Origin of the sequence: Nocardia sp. No.11, assembly GCF_038752175.1 — a bacterium.
In the GTDB taxonomy this organism is placed as follows: domain Bacteria; phylum Actinomycetota; class Actinomycetes; order Mycobacteriales; family Mycobacteriaceae; genus Nocardia; species Nocardia canadensis.
The window spans coordinates 1-17,520 of the sequence record NZ_JBCGFB010000123.1 but is presented as its reverse complement, the minus strand read 5'-3'; the positions used below and the strand labels follow the sequence as shown (position 1 = coordinate 17,520).

Sequence of the window (17,520 nt, the reverse complement as noted above, 5' to 3'; positions counted from 1 at the left end):
CGAAACCGGCGCCATCATGATCTCGCCACTGCCCGGCGTCACCGCCACCAAGCCGGGCGCCGCGACCGCGCCGCTGCCGGGGATCTCGGCGACGGTGGTCGACGACGACGGGACCCCGCTGGACAACGACGCCTCAGGTCTGCTGGTCCTGGATCAGCCGTGGCCGTCGATGCTGCGCGGAATCTGGAACGACATGGACCGCTTCCGTGAAACCTATTGGCAGCGTTTCGCTTCCGAGGGGTGGTACTTCGCCGGGGACGGCGCCAAGCTCGACGCCGACGGCGACCTGTGGATCCTGGGCCGGGTCGACGACGTGATGAACGTGTCCGGCCATCGCATCTCGACCGCCGAAGTCGAATCGGCCCTCGTCGGACACCCGGCCGTGGCCGAGGCCGCCGTCGTCGGCGCCACNCCGGGTCGACGACGTGATGAACGTGTCCGGCCATCGCATCTCGACCGCCGAAGTCGAATCGGCCCTCGTCGGACACCCGGCCGTGGCCGAGGCCGCCGTCGTCGGCGCCACCGACGCGACCACCGGGCAGGGCATCGTCGCCTTCGTCATCCTCACCGGCTCGGCCGCGCCGGACGACACGCTGGTCACCGAGCTCAAGGCCGCTGTCTCCCTGGAGATCAGCCCGATCGCCCGGCCGCGCGAGATCCACCTGGTGCCCGAGCTGCCCAAGACCCGCAGCGGCAAGATCATGCGCCGACTGCTGCGCGATGTGGCCGAGGGCCGGGAGCTGGGCGACACCTCCACGCTGGTCGACCCGACCGTGTTCGAGGCGATCGCGAAGGGATGACCCGGGGATCTGACGCTCGCGCATGTCGGATGGGCACGGTCTGCGCGACAGCGGGCATGCTGTGGGGGTGGAGATCCCTATGTTCCCGTTGGGCGCGGTCCTACTGCCCGGCGAGCCGCTGTCGTTGCAGATCTTCGAGCCGCGCTATGTCGCGTTGGTCGAGGACTGCCTCGACGGGCGGCGGGAGCCCGAGTTCGGCGTGGTCCTCATCGCGCGGGGCCACGAGGTCGGCGGCGGCGAGGTCCGGACCGACCTCGGCGTCCTCGCCCGGATCACCGATGTCGTCGAGCTGTCGGGCTCGCGGTTCCGGTTGCGCTGCGCGGGCACCGAGCGGATCCGGGTCGACGAGTGGCTCACCGACGCGCCGTATCCGCGAGCCGAGGTGTCTGTGTGGCCCGACGGCGTCGGCGCCGACGACAGCGAACTGCTGGCCGACCTGCGCAAACGCGCCGACCGGCTGCACACGCTCACCGCGCAGCTCGCGCGCCGCTCCGGGATCCGGCGGCCACCGCCGTCGGCCTCGCTCGACGGGCTGTCCGACGACCCGACGGTGCGCTCCTACGAGCTGGCCGCGCGCCTGCCGATCGGCCCGACCGACCGGCAGGCGGCCCTGTCGGCGCCCGACCCGTACACCCGGCTGGAGAATCTCATCGTCGCGGTCGACGACGCGATCGCGATGATGGAGTTCCGGCTGCAGTGACGGCGGTCAGCCGACGGTGATCGCGATCTTCGCCCTGGCGTGCTCGGTTTCCAGGTAGTGGATCGCGGCGGGGACCTCGTCGAGCGGGTAGGTGCGGTCGATGATCGGACGGATTCGGCCCGTGTCGATCAGGTCACGGAGTTCGTCGAGCGCCGCGCTGCTCTGGTTCGCCATCGGCACCCGGATCGTGGGGCGCACGAACAGTCGGCTCAGCTGGGCGCGGGCCATGAGCCCGATCGGGCCGAAAAGGCTACCGCCGGTGTAGTTTCCGCCGCCGGACAGGACCAGGGTGCCGGTCGGCTCGACCAGGCGCAGCAGCTCGCGCAGGCGCCGGCTGCCGGCCAGGTCGAGGACGGTGTCGTAGAGGCCGGGCACCGGGTCGCGGGTGTAGTCGACGACTCGCGCGGCACCGAGCCCGCGAATCAGTTCGACATTGCGGGTGCTGCACACCCCGGTGACCTCGGCGCCCGCGGCGAGCGCGAGCTGCACCGCGAAGGTGCCGACCCCACCGGAGGCCCCGATGATCAGCACGCGGTCCCCGGCCGCGACGTGGCGCAGACAGGTGAGCGCGGTATTGGCCGCCAACGGCACCGCCGCCGCCTCGGCGAAGCTCAGTCCCGCGGGCTTGGCGGCGACCACCGACCGGTCGACCGCCAGATACTCGGCGAACGCGCCGCTGATCGACTCGCCGTACACCTCCTCGCCCGGGCGCAGATCTGTCACCCCGGCCCCGACCGCCTCGACGACCCCCGCGAAGTCCCCGCCGGGAATCGGCTGCGCGGGCCCACGCCGCCCGAACACCGACCGGTCCATCCACCGCGCGATCCGCGGATCGCCTCGCATGATGTGCCAGTCCCGCGCGTTCAGCGACGCCGCGCGCACCCGGACCAGCACCTGCCCGTTCCCCGCTACGGGCCGCTCGACCCGGGCCACCTCCAGCATCGCCGAAGATCCGTATACCTGCTGCACGATCGCCTTCACGAGCGTGACAGTAGGCCCGCACCCGTCCCGGCCGCATCGGGGAACTCCCGGAGAAGGGGCCCGATCCGGTCCCGAGGTCGAACCCGGGACCCGCCGGTCCCGTTGAACCGATAGGGAGCGGCCGGAACGCCCGGCCACCGGCTCCCCTCGCCAGTTCCGATCGGAGTTCCACGATGACCAGTAGTGAGATCCAGCTCGACCGCAGGACCGTCGTCGTCGGCGCGGGGGTCCTCGCCGCGGCCGCCACGCTGACCGCCTGCGCGGGCACGGACGAGAGCGCGCCCGCGGGGGCACAGGCCCCGGCGGGCGGGCCGACGGGCGCGTTGGCGAAGACCGCCGATGTGCCGGTGGGCGGCGGGGTGATCGTGGGCGACACCGTGATCACACAGCCGACGGCGGGGACGTTCGTCGGGTTGTCCTCGACGTGCACGCATGCCGGGTGCCGGGTCGGCTCGGTCGCCGACGGCTCGATCGCCTGCCCGTGTCACGGGAGCCGGTTCGGGCTCGACGGCAGCGTCACCGCGGGGCCTGCCACGGCGCCGCTGCCGGCGAAACCCGTCCGGGTGGTGGGTGATTCGATCGTGCCCGCCTGACGGCGGGGTCAGCCCGCCGCGTTCATCATCTCGTCCATACGGCGCTGCATCTCCTCGGGCGTGACGTCTTCGATGTGGGTCGCCACCGTCCAGCGGTGGCCCCATGGGTCTTCGAAGGCACCAGTGCGGTCGCCGTAGAACTGGTCGGTCATCGGATTGATCTCGGTGGCGCCCGCGCCGAGGGCGGCGGCGAACGCGGCGTCGGCGTCGGGGACGTAGACCATCAGGTTGACCGGCGAACCGCCGACCGCCGTCGGGTCGAGGAAACCCATTTCCGGCGCCGGGTCGCCGACCATCAGCACCGAGTCGCCGATCAGGAGTTCACAGTGCGCCACGGTGCCGTCCGGACCGGGCATCCGCATGCGCTCGGTCGCGCCGAAGACCGCGGTGTAGAAGTCGATCGCGGCCGCGGCGCCCGCACACGAGATTCCGGGACAGATACGCGGATAACCAGCGGGAAAGGGGGAAACATCAGACATCGGATACCTCCGTGTCGCGGTTGATGCTCGGACCGTTCGAGCCTATTCCCCTCGTCCAGCCGGGGAAAGACCGTCGGGCGCGCGCTCTTCCGAGCGGCCCGAAAGACTGGTAGAACTTGTTTCAGTTTTGTTGTCTGATCCGGAGGGCCGGAACATGCGCTACGGGCTCGTGTTGTTCACCAGTGACCGGGGCATCACGCCCGCCGATGCCGCGCTGGCGGCGGAGAACGCCGGCTTCGACGCGTTCTACGTCCCCGAGCACACCCACATCCCGGTGGTGCGGGCCGCGGCGCATCCGCAGACCGGCGACTCCTCGCTGCCCGACGACCGCTACCTGCGCACCCTCGATCCGTGGGTCGCGCTGGCGACCGCGGCCGCGGTGACCGAGCGGATCACGCTGTCGACGGCGGTCGCGCTGCCCGCCGAGCATCATCCGATCACCCTCGCCAAGACCATCGCCTCGCTCGATCACCTCTCCGGCGGCCGGGTCGAGCTCGGCGTCGGATTCGGCTGGAACACCGACGAACTCGCCCACCACGGCGTTCCGCCGCAGAAGCGGCGCACCGTGCTGCGCGAACACCTCGACGCGATGCGCGCGATCTGGTCGCAGGAGGAAGCCGAATTCGACGGCGAGTTCGTGCGGTTCGGGCCGAGCTGGTCGTGGCCGAAGCCGACCAGCCCGACGATCCCGGTCCTGCTCGGCGCGGGCGGCACCGAGAAGTCCTTCGGCTGGCTGGCCCGGCACGCCGACGGCTGGATCACCACCCCGACCGAGGGCGATCTCGGCGAGAAGATCGAACTGCTGCACCGGGTCTGGCGGGAAGCCGGTCGCGAGGGCACCCCGCGCGTGATCGCACTCGCCGGGCGCTACGACGCCGCCCAGCTCGCGCAGTGGGAAGAACTCGGCGTCACCGAGGTGGTCTTCGGCATGCCGGACCGCTCGGCCGACGAGGTGCGTGGCTACATCGCCCATCTCGGCGGCAAGATCGCACCGCCGGTGCCCGCCACCAGCTGACGAGTCAGCCGCGCAGTTTGCGGACCTGCGCGGCGGTGAGGTCGGCGAGCACTCCCGGGTCGACGGTCTCCGGTGCGGTGACCACCACCTGGACCAGGGTGTTGCCGACCTGCACCAGGGCCGTCGCCGAGGTGAGCGTCAGCCCTTCGCTGGCGGCGGTCAGGGTGAAGGCCGAACTCGCGTCGCCCGCGGGCGGCTGGTCGAGACCGGCGGCGCGGTAGTCGATGTGCACGCCCGCGTCGTCGCCGGTGTAGGCGGCACAGCGACGCGGCTGCGCCTGGAGCGCGTCGAAGGCGGCCGCCAGCGCCGCGTCGGGATAACTCGCGGCGTCGATATCGATCGTGGCATAGCTGGGCCCGGCGAACTGGACCGAGGCGGCGGCCGCCGACCCGGGCCGCTGCTCGGCGATCGGGGTGAGCAGCCTGCCGCAGTCCGGCGGATCGGTGGGCGCCGCGGGCGGGACGGCCGCGGTGTCCCCGGCGGGCGTGCGCGGCGGGATGACGCTGAAGTCGCCGGGCAGATCCTCGGCCGCCAGCAGGCCGGCGGCGAGCTGGGCGGGATCACGCACGACCGTGCCGTTGCCCGGCGCCGCGCTGACCGCGGACGGGAAGGACCCGGCCTGCTCGTCGGCGGAAGCGCACCCGACGACCCCGGCGAGCGCGGCGCAGGCCGAGGCGGCCGCGCTCGCGCGCAGCAGGGTCGAGCGCATCATTCGGTCCAGGAGACGCGCGTGGACTGGGTCTGCACGAGGGTGCTCACGCTGCGCGCGTCGCGGTAGGTCTGCTGACCGCCGACGTCGATGGCGCCCGAGACCGGCAGCGGGAGACCGAGATCGACGGTGATCGTGCCGGTGCCCTCCATGACATAGCCCTCGATGTCGAGCGAGCCCGCGTTGTTGGGCAGCATCCAGACCTTGTCGGTCGGGGTCTGCGTCACCTGCAGGTCGATGGTGAGCCGGTCGCCGTCGCGGCTGGTCAGGGTGGCGGTGGTGATCTGATCGAGGGTGACGCCGCCGGTGATCTCCTGGTGCACCGTCCACACCGCGCCGACGCCGACCGGCGCGTCCGGGAACGCGATCGAGCGGTACACGGCCTGATAGAAGGCCTGCTCCAGGGCCGCGCGGGCGGTGTTGGGAGTATCCGGTGACGGCGCGAGCCGCAGTTCGGTGATCGCGCCGAGGTCGCTCATCTCCAGACCGGCGTGCGAGCCGTCGGCCGTGGTGAACGCCTTGTTCAAGGCCGGGTCGGGCGTGGTGACGGTGCCGACGGTGAGGTCGACCCCATCGGTGCCCGCGCGGGCGGTCATCGGGATGGTCAGCGCGGCGGGCGAGAAATCGCGCGCGGGCTGATCGTTGACCTGCTGCTGAATCCGGTAGTCGGTGCGCAGTGTCACCTCCTGCGTGGTGCCCGCCGGGTAGCGCGGTCGCAGCAGATCGCGCGGCTCGTCGCCGGCCGACACCAAGGTGGTGACCGCCGCCGTGATCGGCACCGTCACTTCCTTACCGATGCCCAGCGGCTCGAGGCCCTCGACATCGGCGGGCGATGCCGAGCGGTCGGCGCACCCCGCGCCGAAGGTCGCGAACCCGAGCACGAGCGCCACGAGTAACACCCCGGGACGCGCGACGCGGGGTAAGCGAGAACTAGACAACACCGTCACAGCCATCAGCGTACGACCGCTTCCTGAGTAACAGCTGGGACTCCCGGGCACCGCGGCGCAGCACCGATCGCCATTAGGGAATGATGGTCGCGTGAGTGAAGACCGGCCATCCGACAACGCTGCCGTTCCCGAGACGGGCGACGACTCGGCGGCACCGGCCCCCGACACCGTGCCCGAGGCCACCGGAACGGACGAACCCGCTGGTCGCCGCCGGTTGACGACGCTGCTGATCATCGCCGTCGTGCTGTTCGGCCTCGACCTGCTGACCAAGTGCCTCGCCGTCGCCTTCATCGATCCGGGCGAATCGGTGCCGATCATCGGCGATTTCGCGCGCTTCACCCTGGTCCGCAACCCGGGTGCGGCTTTCTCGATGGCGACCGGCATGACCTGGCTGCTGACCCTGATCGCCGCGGCCGTGGTGGTCGGCGTCATCCGGATCGGGCGCACGCTGCGGTCGCTGTGGTGGGCGATCGGCCTGGGCATGGTGCTCGGCGGCGCGCTGGGCAACCTGGTCGACCGGATCTTCCGTTACCCCGGCCCGCTGCAGGGCCACGTCGTCGATTTCGTCGCCGTCGGCTGGTGGCCGGTGTTCAACGTGGCCGACTCGGCCATCGTGTGCGGCGCCATCCTGCTCGTCGCGCTCACCGTGTTCGGGTTCGAGCCGGACGGCACCCGCAGCGGTCGCAACCACAAAGAGGAGACCGCATGAGGGAAACCAGGACTATGCCCGTGCCCGACGGGCTGGACGGGATGCGGGTCGACGCGGGACTGTCCCGGCTGCTCGGGTTGTCGCGCACCGCGGTCGCCGCGCTGGCCGAGGAGGGCTCGGTGCAGCTCGACGGTGTCGCCGCGGGCAAATCCGACCGGCTGACCGCGGGCGCGTGGCTGGAAGTGGTGTTCCCCGAACCCAAGCGCGAGCTGACGGTGGAGGCCACCCCCGTGGAGGGGATGAAGATCCTCTACGCCGACGACGACATCGTCGCGGTGGACAAGCCGATCGGCGTGGCCGCGCACACCGGCGTCGGCTGGACCGGCCCGACCGTGGTCGGCGGCCTGGCCGCGATGGGCTACCGCATCTCCACCTCGGGCGCGCACGAACGGCAGGGCATCGTGCACCGCCTCGACGTGGGCACCTCCGGCGTGATGGTGGTCGCCCAGTCCGAGCACGCCTACACGATGCTCAAGCGCGCCTTCAAGCAGCGCACGGTCGACAAGCAATACCATGCCCTGGTGCAGGGACATCCCGATCCGAGCAGCGGCACGATCGACGCGCCGATCGGGCGGGCGCGCGGCAACGACTGGAAGTTCGCGGTCACCGGCGACGGCAGGCCGAGTGTCACCCACTACGACACGATCGAGGCGTTCCAGTCGGCCAGCCTGCTCGACGTCCATCTGGAGACCGGTCGCACCCACCAGATCCGGGTGCACTTCTCCGCGGTGCGCCACCCCTGCGCCGGTGACCTGACCTACGGCGCCGACCCGACCCTGGCCAAGCGCCTCGGGCTGGAGCGGCAGTGGCTGCACGCGCGTCAGCTGGGCTTCCACCATCCCGCCGACGGTCGCTGGCTCGAGATCACCAGCGAGTACCCGGCCGACCTGGCCGGCGCACTGGACGTACTACGCAATGCCTGACGACCCGCGGTCGTCCGTACCGGCGCCGGACACGGCGCCGGACGACCGCGGGAGCGCCGAGGATCGCCGACTGTCGGGGCGCACGGCGGTGTCCATCGCCGCGGCCGTGGTGCTGGCCGTGGTCGTCGTCGTGCTCGGCATCCTCAATCCACGCCCGTCGACGGGCGTGACGACCGATCGGCTCGGTCCCGCGCAGGGCGAACAGGTCGACGACTATCTGCGCGAGGCCCGCGCCTCCCTCGACGGCGCCGACACCGACCCGCACTGGGCGCTGGTGTCGTTCACCGACTATCTGACCGCGCCCCAGATCCCGGCCGCGGCCGACGGCCTGCGCGTCGCGGGTGTGATCCAGCACGTCCCGATCGATCGGGTGCAGACACCGGTGATCACCGTCGCGACACCGGCCGGTGCCGAACCCGCGGTGCGGTCCGCCGACGCGGCGGCGGGACTGGTGGCCGCCCAGCGGTTCCGTGATCAGCGCAGCGCCGATATCGCCCGGGTCACCGAGGCCAGGCTGCGCGCGGGCTGCGCGTGCACCGCAGGCCTGGTCGTGCGCGGCACGCTGCCCGAATTACGGGTGCTGGCAACACGACCCGGCGTCCGCGCGGTGCAGGCGCTGCCCGCCGACGCGATCGCGGGCCGCTTCGCGGTGGCGCCGCTGCTACCGGAGTCGACCGGGGTGATCACACCGACTCCGGACGACGCCCCCGTCCCCACCGAGTAGTCCCCGGCCCGCGCGAGGAGTCCGTGGCGGACCACGTGTCCCGAGTCATCCGGCGGCCCTCCGGCCGATCCGGCGGCGCCGTCCCGACGGGAGAGACGCCGCGCTGTCCTGGATCGAACCTCGACGGGATCTCGCGGCACGAAGGTACCTGCCGTCTCCGCGAGGCCCGACTCACTCGGGCAAGGTGACCACACCGTCGAGGTAGCGGCGGCAGCGCCCGAGCAGCAGCACCCGGTCGTCGGCGAGTTCGGCGCGCAGTGTCCCGCCGCGCCGGGAGAGCTGACGCGCGGTCAGCGTCGTGCGGCCCAGCTCGCGGCTCCACAGCGGAACCAGCTGGGCGTGCGCCGAACCGGTGACAGGATCCTCCGGGACCCCGACACCGGGGGCGAACAGCCGCGAGACGAAGTCGGTGGCGGTGCCGGGCGCGGTGATGATCGCGCCGCGGGCCAGCGCCGGGAACGCACCGAGATTCGGTGTGGCGGAGCGGACTTCGTCCTCGGAGCCGAGGACGATCACCTCGTCCTGGCCGGTGTAGGCGTGCAGCGGGGTGACGCCGAGGGCCGCGATCAGAGCCGGGTCGGGGTCGACGCGCACCGAGGCGAGCGCGGGCAGATCCAGCACGTACTCGTCGTCGTCGGTGCGGTCGACGTGCAGCCAGCCCGAGCGGGTGTAGAAGCTGACCCGATCGTGCTCGGGATGCAGGTCCTCGATGATCTGGGTGGCCGAGGCGAGGGTGGCGTGCCCGCACATGTCCACCTCGACCGCCGGGGTGAACCAGCGCAGGTGGAAGGCGGGCCATTCGCCGGGCGGGCCGCCGGCGTCCGGGGGTAACTCGGAGGTGTAGAACGCGGTCTCGGCGAGGTTGTTCTCCTCGGCCAGCTGTTGCAGCAGCGTGTCCGGCAGCCAGCGGGGCAGCGGCATGACCGCGGCCGGGTTGCCCGAGAACGGTGCGTCGGTGAACGCGTCGATCTGGTGCAGCAATACCTCCATAGTGCGCAAAGGTACTCCAACACCGAATGTGCGTCCGGCGCAAGGGTTCTCGAGGCAAACCCGGCCTGGTCAGCGCGGCCTCAGGCGCCCTGGGCGCCCACCGCGGGAACGAACTTGCCGGTGTTGCCGGACAGCCGCGCCTGCACCCACCACGCCAGCTCCACCAGCACGATGCCCACCGCGCCACAGACGAACGCGGCCAGCGTCAGTCGCGGGTTCGACGGGTCGAGCTTGAAGAACTCGCGGGTGAACGGGATCGTGAACAGCGCGATGTAGGCCAGCACCGATGCGGCGATCAGCACCACCTTCCACCACACGTACGGCCGCGCGACCAGCGCCAGCACCCACACCGCGATCATGATCAAGGTGATCAGCGCGGTGGTGCCCGCCTGGATCTTCTGTGTCTCCGAGGCTTCCGGCCCGGCGTAGGCGATGAGGTAGGACACGAACGTCGCGACGCCGATCACCACGCCCGAGGGCACCGCCAGGCGCATGACCCGGCCGACGAACCCGGTGCGGGCGCGCTCGTTGTTGGGCGCCAGCGACAGGATGAACGCCGGGATGCCGATGGTGAACCAGGCCGCGATGGTGACGTGGCGCGGCAGGAACGGATAGCCGATCGGGTCGTAGCCGAAGATCTGCGACCCGACACCGGCCAGGCCGACCAGGAACGCCAGCAGCACCGAGTACACGGTCTTGGTGAGGAACAGGTTCGAGACCCGTTCGATATTGCCGATCACCCGGCGGCCCTCGCCCACCACATAGGGCAGGGTCGCGAACTTGTTGTCCAGCAACACGATCTGGGCCACCGCGCGCGTGGCCGGGCTGCCCGCGCCCATCGCGACGCCGATATCGGCGTCCTTGAGGGCGAGCACGTCGTTGACGCCGTCACCGGTCATGGCGACGGTGTGCCCGCGCGACTGCAGCGCACCGACCATGGCGCGCTTCTGATCCGGGCGGACACGGCCGAAGGTGGTGTCGCGCTCGAGGACGTCGGCGAGCTCGTCGCGGTCCTCGGGCAGCGAGCGCGCGTCGACCGCGTGGTCGCCGCCGGGCAGGTCCAGCGAGGAGGCGACCGCGCCGACCGAGACGGCGTTGTCGCCGGAGATCACCTTGATCGAGACATGCTGGCTCGCGAAGTATTCGAGCGTGCCCTTGGCGTCGGGGCGGACCCGCTGTTCGAGCACGACGAGCGCGGCGGGTTCGACCCGGCCGGGGGCGTCGTCGGCGTCGACCGGGCGGTCGGAGCGGGCCAGCAGCAGCACCCGCAGGCCCGAGGAGCCGAGGTCTTCGGCCCGCTCGGCGTCGGCAGAGGCGGGATCGAGCAGCACGTCGGGTGCGCCGAGCAGCCAATCACCGTGGGCGCCATAGGAGATGCCGCTCCACTTCTTGGCCGAGGAGAACGGGGCGACGGCGGTCTGCGACCAGTCCAGCGAGTCGGGGAAGGCCTCGGCGATCGCCTGCACGCTCGCGTTCGGGCGCGGATCGTCGCCGGCCAGGGCGGCCAGCACCTGCCGGACCTGGTCCTCGTCGAAGGCGCCGAGCGGTGCGATCTGCGACAGGCGCATGCCGTTCTCGGTCAGGGTGCCGGTCTTGTCCGCGCACACCACGTCGACGCGGGCCAGGCCCTCGATCGCGGGCAGCTCCTGCACCAGGCAGTTGCGCTTGCCCAGGCGCACCACGCCCACCGCGAACGCGATGGAGGTCATCAGGACCAGCCCCTCGGGGACCATCGGCACCAGCGCGGCGACCATGCCGGTCACGGCGGGTCGCCAGGACTCCTTGCTGGAGACCAGCTGGTTGTAGATGCTCAGCGCGCCCGCCGGGATCAGCAGGTAGGTGATGAACTTGAGGATCTTGTCGATGCCGGAGCGCAGTTCCGAGTGCACCAGGGTGAACTTGCTGGCCTCCTCGGCCAGCTTGGCCGCGTAGGCGTCCCTGCCGACCTTGGTCGCGCGGTAGGCGCCCGAGCCCGACACCACGAAGCTGCCCGACATCACCGGGGCGCCCACGCCCTTGTCGATCGGGTCGGCCTCACCGGTGAGCAGCGATTCGTCCACCTCGAGGGCGGCGGCTTCCTCGATCTCGCCGTCGACGACGATCTGGTCACCCGGACCCAGCTCGATCAGGTCGTCGAGGACCACCTCGCCGGGGGCTACCTCGTGGGCGACGCCGTCGCGGCGCACCGTCGGCTTGGCCTGGCTGACGATCGCGAGCTGATCCAGAGTCCGTTTGGCCCGGATCTCCTGGATGATGCCGACCGCGCTGTTGGCCACGATGAGCAGGCCGAACATGCCGTCGATGATCGAGCCGGTGGACAGCACCAGCAGGAACAGCACGCCCAGAATGGCATTGATGCGGGTGAAGACGTTCGCCCGCACGATCTCGCGCACGGACCGGCTCGCTCTGGCCGGGACATCGTTGGTTCGCCCGTCGCGGCGTCGTTCCTCGACCTGTGCTGCGGTGAGCCCCGTCGCCGCGGGCTCCTGCACGGAAATGGACATGCTCGTCAGGCTACGTCAGTCGTAACATGGGATGAATGCAGCGCAGCCCCTCTCCGCCCGGTGTCGTCTTCGGCGCCGGCGCCTATCTGATCTGGGGCATGTTCCCCGCGTTCTTCGGGTTGCTGGCGTTCGCCTCGGCGGCCGAGGTGGTGGCCCAGCGCATCATCTGGACGCTGGTCGTGGTGTTGATCGTGCTCGCGCTGACCGGACGGCTGCGGCAGATGCGCGGGATCGACGCGCGGACCTGGCGGCTGGCGGCGGCGGCCTCGGCGGCCATCGCGATCAACTGGGGCACTTATGTGTACGGCGTGAATTCCGGGCATGTCGTGGAGTGCGCGCTGGGGTACTTCATCAATCCGCTCGTCACCGTCGCCTTCGGCGTGGTGCTGTTCCGGGAACGGCTCACCCGCGCGCAGTGGCTGGCGCTGGGCCTCGGCGCGCTGGCCGTGGTGGTGCTCACCGTCGACTACGGCAGGCCGCCGGTGATCGCGCTGGTCCTGGCCTGCTCGTTCGCCACCTACGGTCTGGTCAAGAAGGTGATCACGCTCGACGCGCTGCGCGGTATCGCCGCCGAGGGCATCGTCGCCGTGCCGTTCGCCCTGGCCTTCCTGATCGCGCTGATGGCCACCGGCCGCAGCGAATTCACCTCCACCCCGGCCCATTTCGGCCTGATGCTGGCCACCGGCCCGGTCACGCTGATCCCGCTGCTGTTGTTCGCGGTCGCCGCCCAGCGCGTCCCGCTCTCGACGATGGGCATCCTCCAGTACCTCACCCCCGCCCTCCAGATGGCCTGGGGCGTCGCGGTCATGCACGAGCCGATGCCCGCCTCCCGCTGGGCCGGGTTCGCGCTCATCTGGGCCGCCCTGGCCGTGTTCACCACCGACGCGCTGCGTCGCACCCGACGCGCCCGGCGCGCGACCCCGGCCCCGGCTCCCGTCGACCAGGTCACCACGCCCTGACCGGGCCGAATCCGCCGCCCGACACGGGCGCGCCGGAGGGCGAAAGCTGGGTGTGTCGCACATCCCGACCGGTAGGCTCGACAGCTGGACACACGGAGAGCGGGCGCCCGAGAGGGGTGGGTTTCTGTGCATGATGCGGGGTTCTCTGATCGGGTGGCGGGGGTGCTCGTCGGCGGGGCCGCGGGGGACGCGCTGGGGGCCGGCTACGAGTTCACGGTGCCGGGGCCGGGGGCGGTGATCGACATGGTCGGGGGCGGGCCGTTCCACTGGGCGCCGGGCGAGTGGACCGACGACACCTCGATGGCGCTGGCGATCGTGCTGGCGGCGGTGAACGGTCCGGGGATCGATCTGGACGCGGTCGCGGCGGGTTTCCTCGCCTGGTACGACTCCGTGCCGCCCGATATCGGGAACCAGACCCGCACCGTGCTGTCGGCCCGGCCGTCCTCGGCGCTGAGCATGCAGGCGGTGGCGATGTCGCTGTCGGGCCGCACCGGCGGCAACGGCTCGCTCATGCGGACCGCGCCGGTCGCGCTGGCCTATCTCGACGATGCCGCGGCCTGCGTCGCGGCGGCGGGCCGGATCGGCATGCTGACGCACTACGACGAGCACGCCGTCGAGGCGTGCAAGATCTGGACCTACGCCGTGCGGCACGCGGTGCTGCACGCCGATTTCGAGGGCGTGCGCGAATACGTCGGCGGTTCACGGCAATCCGAGTACTGGCACGACCGCCTCGACGAAGCGGAGAAGGGCACCCCGGCCGACTTCCCGAACAACGGCTGGGTGGTGCACGCCCTGCAGACGGCGTGGTGGGCCATCACCACCACCGACCAGTCGACCCCCGAGCATCTGCCGCGCGCGCTGGAAGCCTGTGTGCGCGCGGGCAACGACACCGACACCACCGCCGCCATCGCCGGTGGTCTGCTCGGCGCTCGCTGGGGCGCGTCCGCGGTCCCGGCGCGCTGGCGGGCGCTCCTGCACGGTTATCCCGGCCTGACCGGCGCCGATCTGCCGGATCTGGCCCAGCGCATCGCCGCCCACTCCCGCTGAGGAAGACGCGGCGCCAACGCTCCCGCGCAGGCGCCGCCCACCGAGTGCCGCCGACGGCATCCCGACCACCGCACCCGGCGCGGACGGATTTTCCGCGCCGGAGTACCGGCTACCAGGCGGTGATGATCGGGCCGGGAGTCCAGGTCCCCCAGCGGTTCTCGGAGTCGACCTGCGGTCGCGCGGGGACCGCGGTGGTGTCCAGCGGCAGGTACTGCTCGATCGAACCCCAGTCCCGGTCCCAGTCGTCGTTCAGATAGGTCGGCAGGGTGCGGCCGGTGAACAGCAGCTGGGTCCAGCCGAGCGGCCCGCCGCCGTCGTGGCCCTGCCACAGGTTGGTGATCGTGGCGCCGTTGCGGTCGGGCAGGATGCGATAGGTGGGCAGCTCCGCGATGCCGTTGTAGGTCGGCAGGTGGTTCTGGCACGGGAAGTGCAGGCCCACAGCCCAATCCAGCAGCACCGGGGTCCGGCTGCCGACCAGGGCGTTGAGCGTGGTGGTCTGCGGCATCCGCGGCGGGGTCACCGCCAGCCACTGATCGGGGCCCAGATCCTTGTCCTGCGCGACCAAGCGGACCACGCTCGTGTCGGCGGGCAGCTGGTCGAGCGGGACGCGCAGGTTGCGCCACATGGGCGCGGGACCGATGTCGATCGGCGCGACCCGACCGGTCACCGCGACGGTGCCGTCGGCGGCCGCGGTGCCGTATTCGACGGCCAGTTCCTGGCCGGGATGCACGATGCCGTCGGCGTCGACCGAGCGGATCCGGCCCGCCACCGACACCGCGAGCAACGGCCCACGCGGACCCTCCGGCAGGCGGAACCAGCCGGTGGTCAGCGCGGCGGGCTCCTGGGCACCGGCGCGGTAGCTGCCGAGCACGGGCGTGGTCGCCGGGTCGAGGCCGAACGGCAGGGCCAGCGAGCCCTGCCGGGACTCCGAGCCCGCCGAGGTCGAGGCGTCGCGCAGCTTGTCGGGGTCGTCGGAGACCGAATTCGCCTGGCCCGTGGTCGATTCCACCTCGTCGGAGGTGAGGACCGGGGCCACGCCGTCGGGCCGGAACCCGGTCGAGTCGCCGGCCAGGGCGGTCGCCACGTCGCCGGTCAGCGGCGCGAGCATCGACGCGTTCGGGTCGGTCTCGACGAGCACCTCGTCGGCCATGCCGCAGCCGCCGCCGAAGGCGGCCTCGAGGTTCGACCCGGCCAGCGAGTAGGCCGGGTACTGCGCCAGGGTCGCCTTCGCGAAGGAGGCCACCTCGAACAGCACCATCATCGCGGCGACCACTGCCAGCACCGGGACCCGTGCCAGCGGCCACGACCGGGTGGACGGGCTCGGATGGATGTGGAACCAGGCTGCGGCGGCCAGGCACAGCACGGTCAGCCCGACGAACGCGGTCGAGATGCCGTAGCCGGCGATGCTCGGCGGCTTGTCCCACCACGGGATGCCCCACGACGAGACGTACCAGTAGCCGTTGGCGCCGACGAAGGTCATCGACAGCGCGAAGAAGACGGCCGCGGCGAACAGCGCGCGGTTGCGCAGCGGCCGCAGCACGGCCGGGCTCACCGCCACCGCGGTCACCGCGGCGACACAGGTCGCCAGGCCGGCGAAAACGCCGAACTGATGGGTCCACTTGGTCGGCGAGAACATCATCAGCACCATGGCGGCGAGGGTGATGCCGAGCAGCCTGCGGGTCGGGCCGACCGCCGTGCCGGGAATGTGCCCACCCCGGCGCAACATGGTGGCCGCGCAGACGATCAGCCCGAGCAGCATCGCGAAGACTCCGAAACGGCGGGTCAGCCAGCCGTCGGCGTTGAGCTGCAACAGGTACTGGTAGCGCAGGAACTCGAAGAACCAGGACTCCCCCGGCCCGATCTTGCCGTGCACCTCGAACATCTCCCGCACGCCGGCCAGGGTCCGGTCGGCGAACACGACGGTCAGCACCAGCGTGCCCGCCGCCAGGATCGGCAGCAGCTGCGCGAGATAGCCCACCGTCTTGGCCCGCCGCACGATCACCGCGGTGACGACGCGGGCACCGGCCACCAGCGCGCCCAGGCAGATCAGCCCCGACGGCGCGCCGGTCAGCGTGAACGCCGCGACGATCACCGCGACCGCGAACGGCAGCAGCCGCCGGGTCGCGATGGCCCGCTCGACCGAGACCCAGGTGACCAGCACACCCAGCGCGACGACGAACTCCGCGCGCAGGCCGTTGTTGTAGGGCAGCCAGAACGCCAGGAACACCAGCGCCGCGGTCCAGGTCGCGGCCCGCTGACGGCGCACGGCCGTCCCGAGCCGGGGCAGCACCTCGCGGCTGATCAGCCACCAGGTCAGCAGGCCGGCGCCGAGCGCGGGCAGCCGCACCAGCGGGCTGACCGCGGAAATATGGGTGATCCAGCCGATGATGTCGGTGTAGGGCGTGTAGAACGGCCCCTCGTCGACGCTGAACCAGCGGTAGTAGTTCGACATGGTGCCCGAGGAGCGCGCGCCCCTGGCCATGCCGAGGATGTAGCCGTCGTCGGAGGTGTTGGCGCCGATGAAGTGCCAGACGACCAGGACCGCGAACACCAGCCAGTCGACCGGCCGCAGGCGCCACCAGCGCTGCGGCAGGAACCGGCGGGCCGCGCGGCCGTCGAGCGCGTCGAGGCGGTGCAGGGCGAACAGCGAGAGCGCGGTCGCGAGCAGGCACAGCACGATCACGCCGAGCTTGATCCAGGTCGGCGAGGTGATGTAGCGCGCATCGGCCACCACCCGCACGTCCAGACCCGCGGGCGGCGCGCCGGTCAGCTCGCTGAAGACGCCGACCACCTGGGGACGCAGGTCGGTGGACAGCACCACCCCGGACGCGCCGAGACCGGTCGCGGTGACCGCGGCTTGCTGCGGGGTGAGGGCGACCGAGATCGCGCAGCCGCTGCCCAGGACCTCGGCCAGCGGCACCGTCCACAGCAGCGTGGACCGGGAGACCACGTCGACGCGACCCGCGCGTTCGGGTGTGTCGGCGACGACTTTGACGACGAAGCCGTACTTCTCCCTGTCGGCGGACTGGTGCGGGATCGTCGACACCGCGACGCCGCCGGTCTCGGCGAGCGCGCTCAGCGCCGCGCACGGCACGGTGGCGGTCAGCTCGGCGGGCGCGTAGGCGACCAGCGGGGATTCGATCGAGGTGGTCGCGCCGCGCTGCGGCCAGGCGACCGTCGCGGTGTCGACCCGGACCGGCAGGAACGGGATGGCGATCGCGCTCAGCACGCCGACCAGCGCGGCGACGATCGCGACGACGCGGACCCAGCGGTCGGGCCGGGCCCGTCGCGCGGAGTCCGAAACATCCTCGGGCGGATGCCCCGGCCGCACGATCGTCTCTACCACGGGGCCCGATAGTAGCGGCGCCGTCGACGGCTCGCGAAACACGTGCTGGTCACACGCGATCCAGCAGGGTCACCGAACGCGCGAACCCCGGCCG

At 71.6% G+C, this 17,520-nt stretch carries 15 protein-coding genes and 2 pseudogenes; 10 read left to right on the top strand and 7 right to left on the bottom strand.

Annotated elements, in window-relative coordinates:
- The 3 genes and pseudogenes from V8688_RS26445 to V8688_RS26435 form a co-directional block, all read left to right on the top strand.
- Positions 1 to 411: pseudogene (locus V8688_RS26445) on the top strand (acetyl-coenzyme A synthetase); the annotation flags it as partial.
- 2 nt (positions 412 to 413) lie between these two features.
- Positions 414 to 800 (top strand): annotated as a pseudogene (locus tag V8688_RS26440) (acetyl-coenzyme A synthetase); the annotation flags it as partial.
- A gap of 67 nt (positions 801 to 867) precedes the next feature.
- Complete coding sequence (locus V8688_RS26435; RefSeq protein ID WP_308248642.1) at positions 868 to 1,500, top strand: LON peptidase substrate-binding domain-containing protein; 633 nt, start codon at positions 868 to 870, stop codon at positions 1,498 to 1,500.
- 6 nt (positions 1,501 to 1,506) lie between these two features.
- Here V8688_RS26435 and V8688_RS26430 read toward each other — a convergent pair whose 3' ends face one another.
- Complete coding sequence (locus tag V8688_RS26430; RefSeq protein ID WP_342801922.1) at positions 1,507 to 2,481, bottom strand: NAD(P)-dependent alcohol dehydrogenase; 975 nt, start codon at positions 2,479 to 2,481, stop codon at positions 1,507 to 1,509.
- Between the two features lie 173 nt (positions 2,482 to 2,654).
- Between V8688_RS26430 and V8688_RS26425 the strand changes: the two genes are divergently transcribed.
- A complete protein-coding gene (locus V8688_RS26425; RefSeq protein WP_342801921.1) occupies positions 2,655 to 3,074 on the top strand; it encodes a Rieske (2Fe-2S) protein in 420 nt (139 codons plus the stop codon).
- Between the two features lie 8 nt (positions 3,075 to 3,082).
- Here V8688_RS26425 and V8688_RS26420 read toward each other — a convergent pair whose 3' ends face one another.
- Positions 3,083 to 3,553, bottom strand: coding sequence for a VOC family protein (locus V8688_RS26420; RefSeq protein WP_218721103.1), 471 nt, complete (start codon positions 3,551 to 3,553; stop codon positions 3,083 to 3,085).
- Between the two features lie 154 nt (positions 3,554 to 3,707).
- On the opposite strand from V8688_RS26420, the gene V8688_RS26415 reads away from it, so the two are divergent.
- On the top strand, positions 3,708 to 4,568 hold the full coding sequence (locus V8688_RS26415) for an LLM class F420-dependent oxidoreductase (protein ID WP_218721102.1): 861 nt from the start codon (positions 3,708 to 3,710) through the stop codon (positions 4,566 to 4,568).
- 4 nt (positions 4,569 to 4,572) lie between these two features.
- On the opposite strand, the gene V8688_RS26410 is transcribed toward V8688_RS26415, so the two are convergent.
- Positions 4,573 to 5,280: a hypothetical protein gene (locus tag V8688_RS26410; protein ID WP_342801920.1), complete on the bottom strand. Its 708-nt coding sequence runs from the start codon at positions 5,278 to 5,280 to the stop codon at positions 4,573 to 4,575.
- On the bottom strand, positions 5,277 to 6,167 hold the full coding sequence (locus V8688_RS26405; RefSeq protein WP_308248641.1) for a hypothetical protein: 891 nt from the start codon (positions 6,165 to 6,167) through the stop codon (positions 5,277 to 5,279). The genes V8688_RS26410 and V8688_RS26405 overlap by 4 nt, the downstream gene beginning before the upstream one ends.
- A gap of 226 nt (positions 6,168 to 6,393) precedes the next feature.
- On the opposite strand from V8688_RS26405, the gene lspA reads away from it, so the two are divergent.
- The 3 genes from lspA to V8688_RS26390 all read left to right on the top strand — a co-directional run bounded on the left by lspA (position 6,394) and on the right by V8688_RS26390 (position 8,580).
- Complete coding sequence (gene lspA, locus V8688_RS26400) at positions 6,394 to 6,933, top strand: signal peptidase II (RefSeq protein WP_308248644.1); 540 nt, start codon at positions 6,394 to 6,396, stop codon at positions 6,931 to 6,933.
- Entirely contained in the window at positions 6,930 to 7,856 is a 927-nt protein-coding gene (locus V8688_RS26395; RefSeq protein ID WP_218721098.1) for an RluA family pseudouridine synthase, read from the top strand. The genes lspA and V8688_RS26395 overlap by 4 nt, the downstream gene beginning before the upstream one ends.
- Positions 7,857 to 7,944: 88 nt before the next feature.
- Positions 7,945 to 8,580, top strand: coding sequence for a hypothetical protein (locus V8688_RS26390; protein WP_308248640.1), 636 nt, complete (start codon positions 7,945 to 7,947; stop codon positions 8,578 to 8,580).
- Positions 8,581 to 8,751: 171 nt separating this feature from the next.
- Here the strand turns inward: V8688_RS26390 and V8688_RS26385 are convergent, their stop codons facing one another.
- On the bottom strand, positions 8,752 to 9,570 hold the full coding sequence (locus V8688_RS26385; RefSeq protein ID WP_218721097.1) for a PhzF family phenazine biosynthesis protein: 819 nt from the start codon (positions 9,568 to 9,570) through the stop codon (positions 8,752 to 8,754).
- Between the two features lie 80 nt (positions 9,571 to 9,650).
- Complete coding sequence (locus tag V8688_RS26380; protein WP_342801919.1) at positions 9,651 to 12,074, bottom strand: cation-translocating P-type ATPase; 2,424 nt, start codon at positions 12,072 to 12,074, stop codon at positions 9,651 to 9,653.
- A 35-nt stretch (positions 12,075 to 12,109) separates the two neighbouring features.
- On the opposite strand from V8688_RS26380, the gene rarD reads away from it, so the two are divergent.
- Positions 12,110 to 13,033, top strand: a complete 924-nt coding sequence (gene rarD, locus V8688_RS26375) for an EamA family transporter RarD (RefSeq protein WP_342801918.1) — start codon at positions 12,110 to 12,112, stop codon at positions 13,031 to 13,033.
- Positions 13,034 to 13,195: 162 nt separating this feature from the next.
- Entirely contained in the window at positions 13,196 to 14,080 is an 885-nt protein-coding gene (locus tag V8688_RS26370; RefSeq protein WP_342801923.1) for an ADP-ribosylglycohydrolase family protein, read from the top strand.
- 109 nt (positions 14,081 to 14,189) lie between these two features.
- Here the strand turns inward: V8688_RS26370 and V8688_RS26365 are convergent, their stop codons facing one another.
- The gene (locus V8688_RS26365) at positions 14,190 to 17,426 is read right to left on the bottom strand and encodes an arabinosyltransferase domain-containing protein (protein ID WP_342801917.1); all 3,237 of its coding nucleotides are present in this window, start codon (positions 17,424 to 17,426) and stop codon (positions 14,190 to 14,192) included.
- Positions 17,427 to 17,520 lie beyond the last annotated feature (94 nt).

Excerpts from the sequence above, each read along its gene's own strand:
- V8688_RS26425 (WP_342801921.1), top strand. The coding sequence starts at position 2,655 with ATGACCAGTAGTGAGATCCAGCTCGACCGCAGGACCGTCGTCGTCGGC.
- V8688_RS26420 (WP_218721103.1), bottom strand. The coding sequence starts at position 3,553 with ATGTCTGATGTTTCCCCCTTTCCCGCTGGTTATCCGCGTATCTGTCCC.
- V8688_RS26415 (WP_218721102.1), top strand. The coding sequence starts at position 3,708 with ATGCGCTACGGGCTCGTGTTGTTCACCAGTGACCGGGGCATCACGCCC.
- V8688_RS26410 (WP_342801920.1), bottom strand. The coding sequence starts at position 5,280 with ATGATGCGCTCGACCCTGCTGCGCGCGAGCGCGGCCGCCTCGGCCTGC.
- V8688_RS26395 (WP_218721098.1), top strand. The coding sequence starts at position 6,930 with ATGAGGGAAACCAGGACTATGCCCGTGCCCGACGGGCTGGACGGGATG.
- V8688_RS26385 (WP_218721097.1), bottom strand. The coding sequence starts at position 9,570 with ATGGAGGTATTGCTGCACCAGATCGACGCGTTCACCGACGCACCGTTC.
- V8688_RS26380 (WP_342801919.1), bottom strand. The coding sequence starts at position 12,074 with ATGTCCATTTCCGTGCAGGAGCCCGCGGCGACGGGGCTCACCGCAGCA.
- rarD (WP_342801918.1), top strand. The coding sequence starts at position 12,110 with ATGCAGCGCAGCCCCTCTCCGCCCGGTGTCGTCTTCGGCGCCGGCGCC.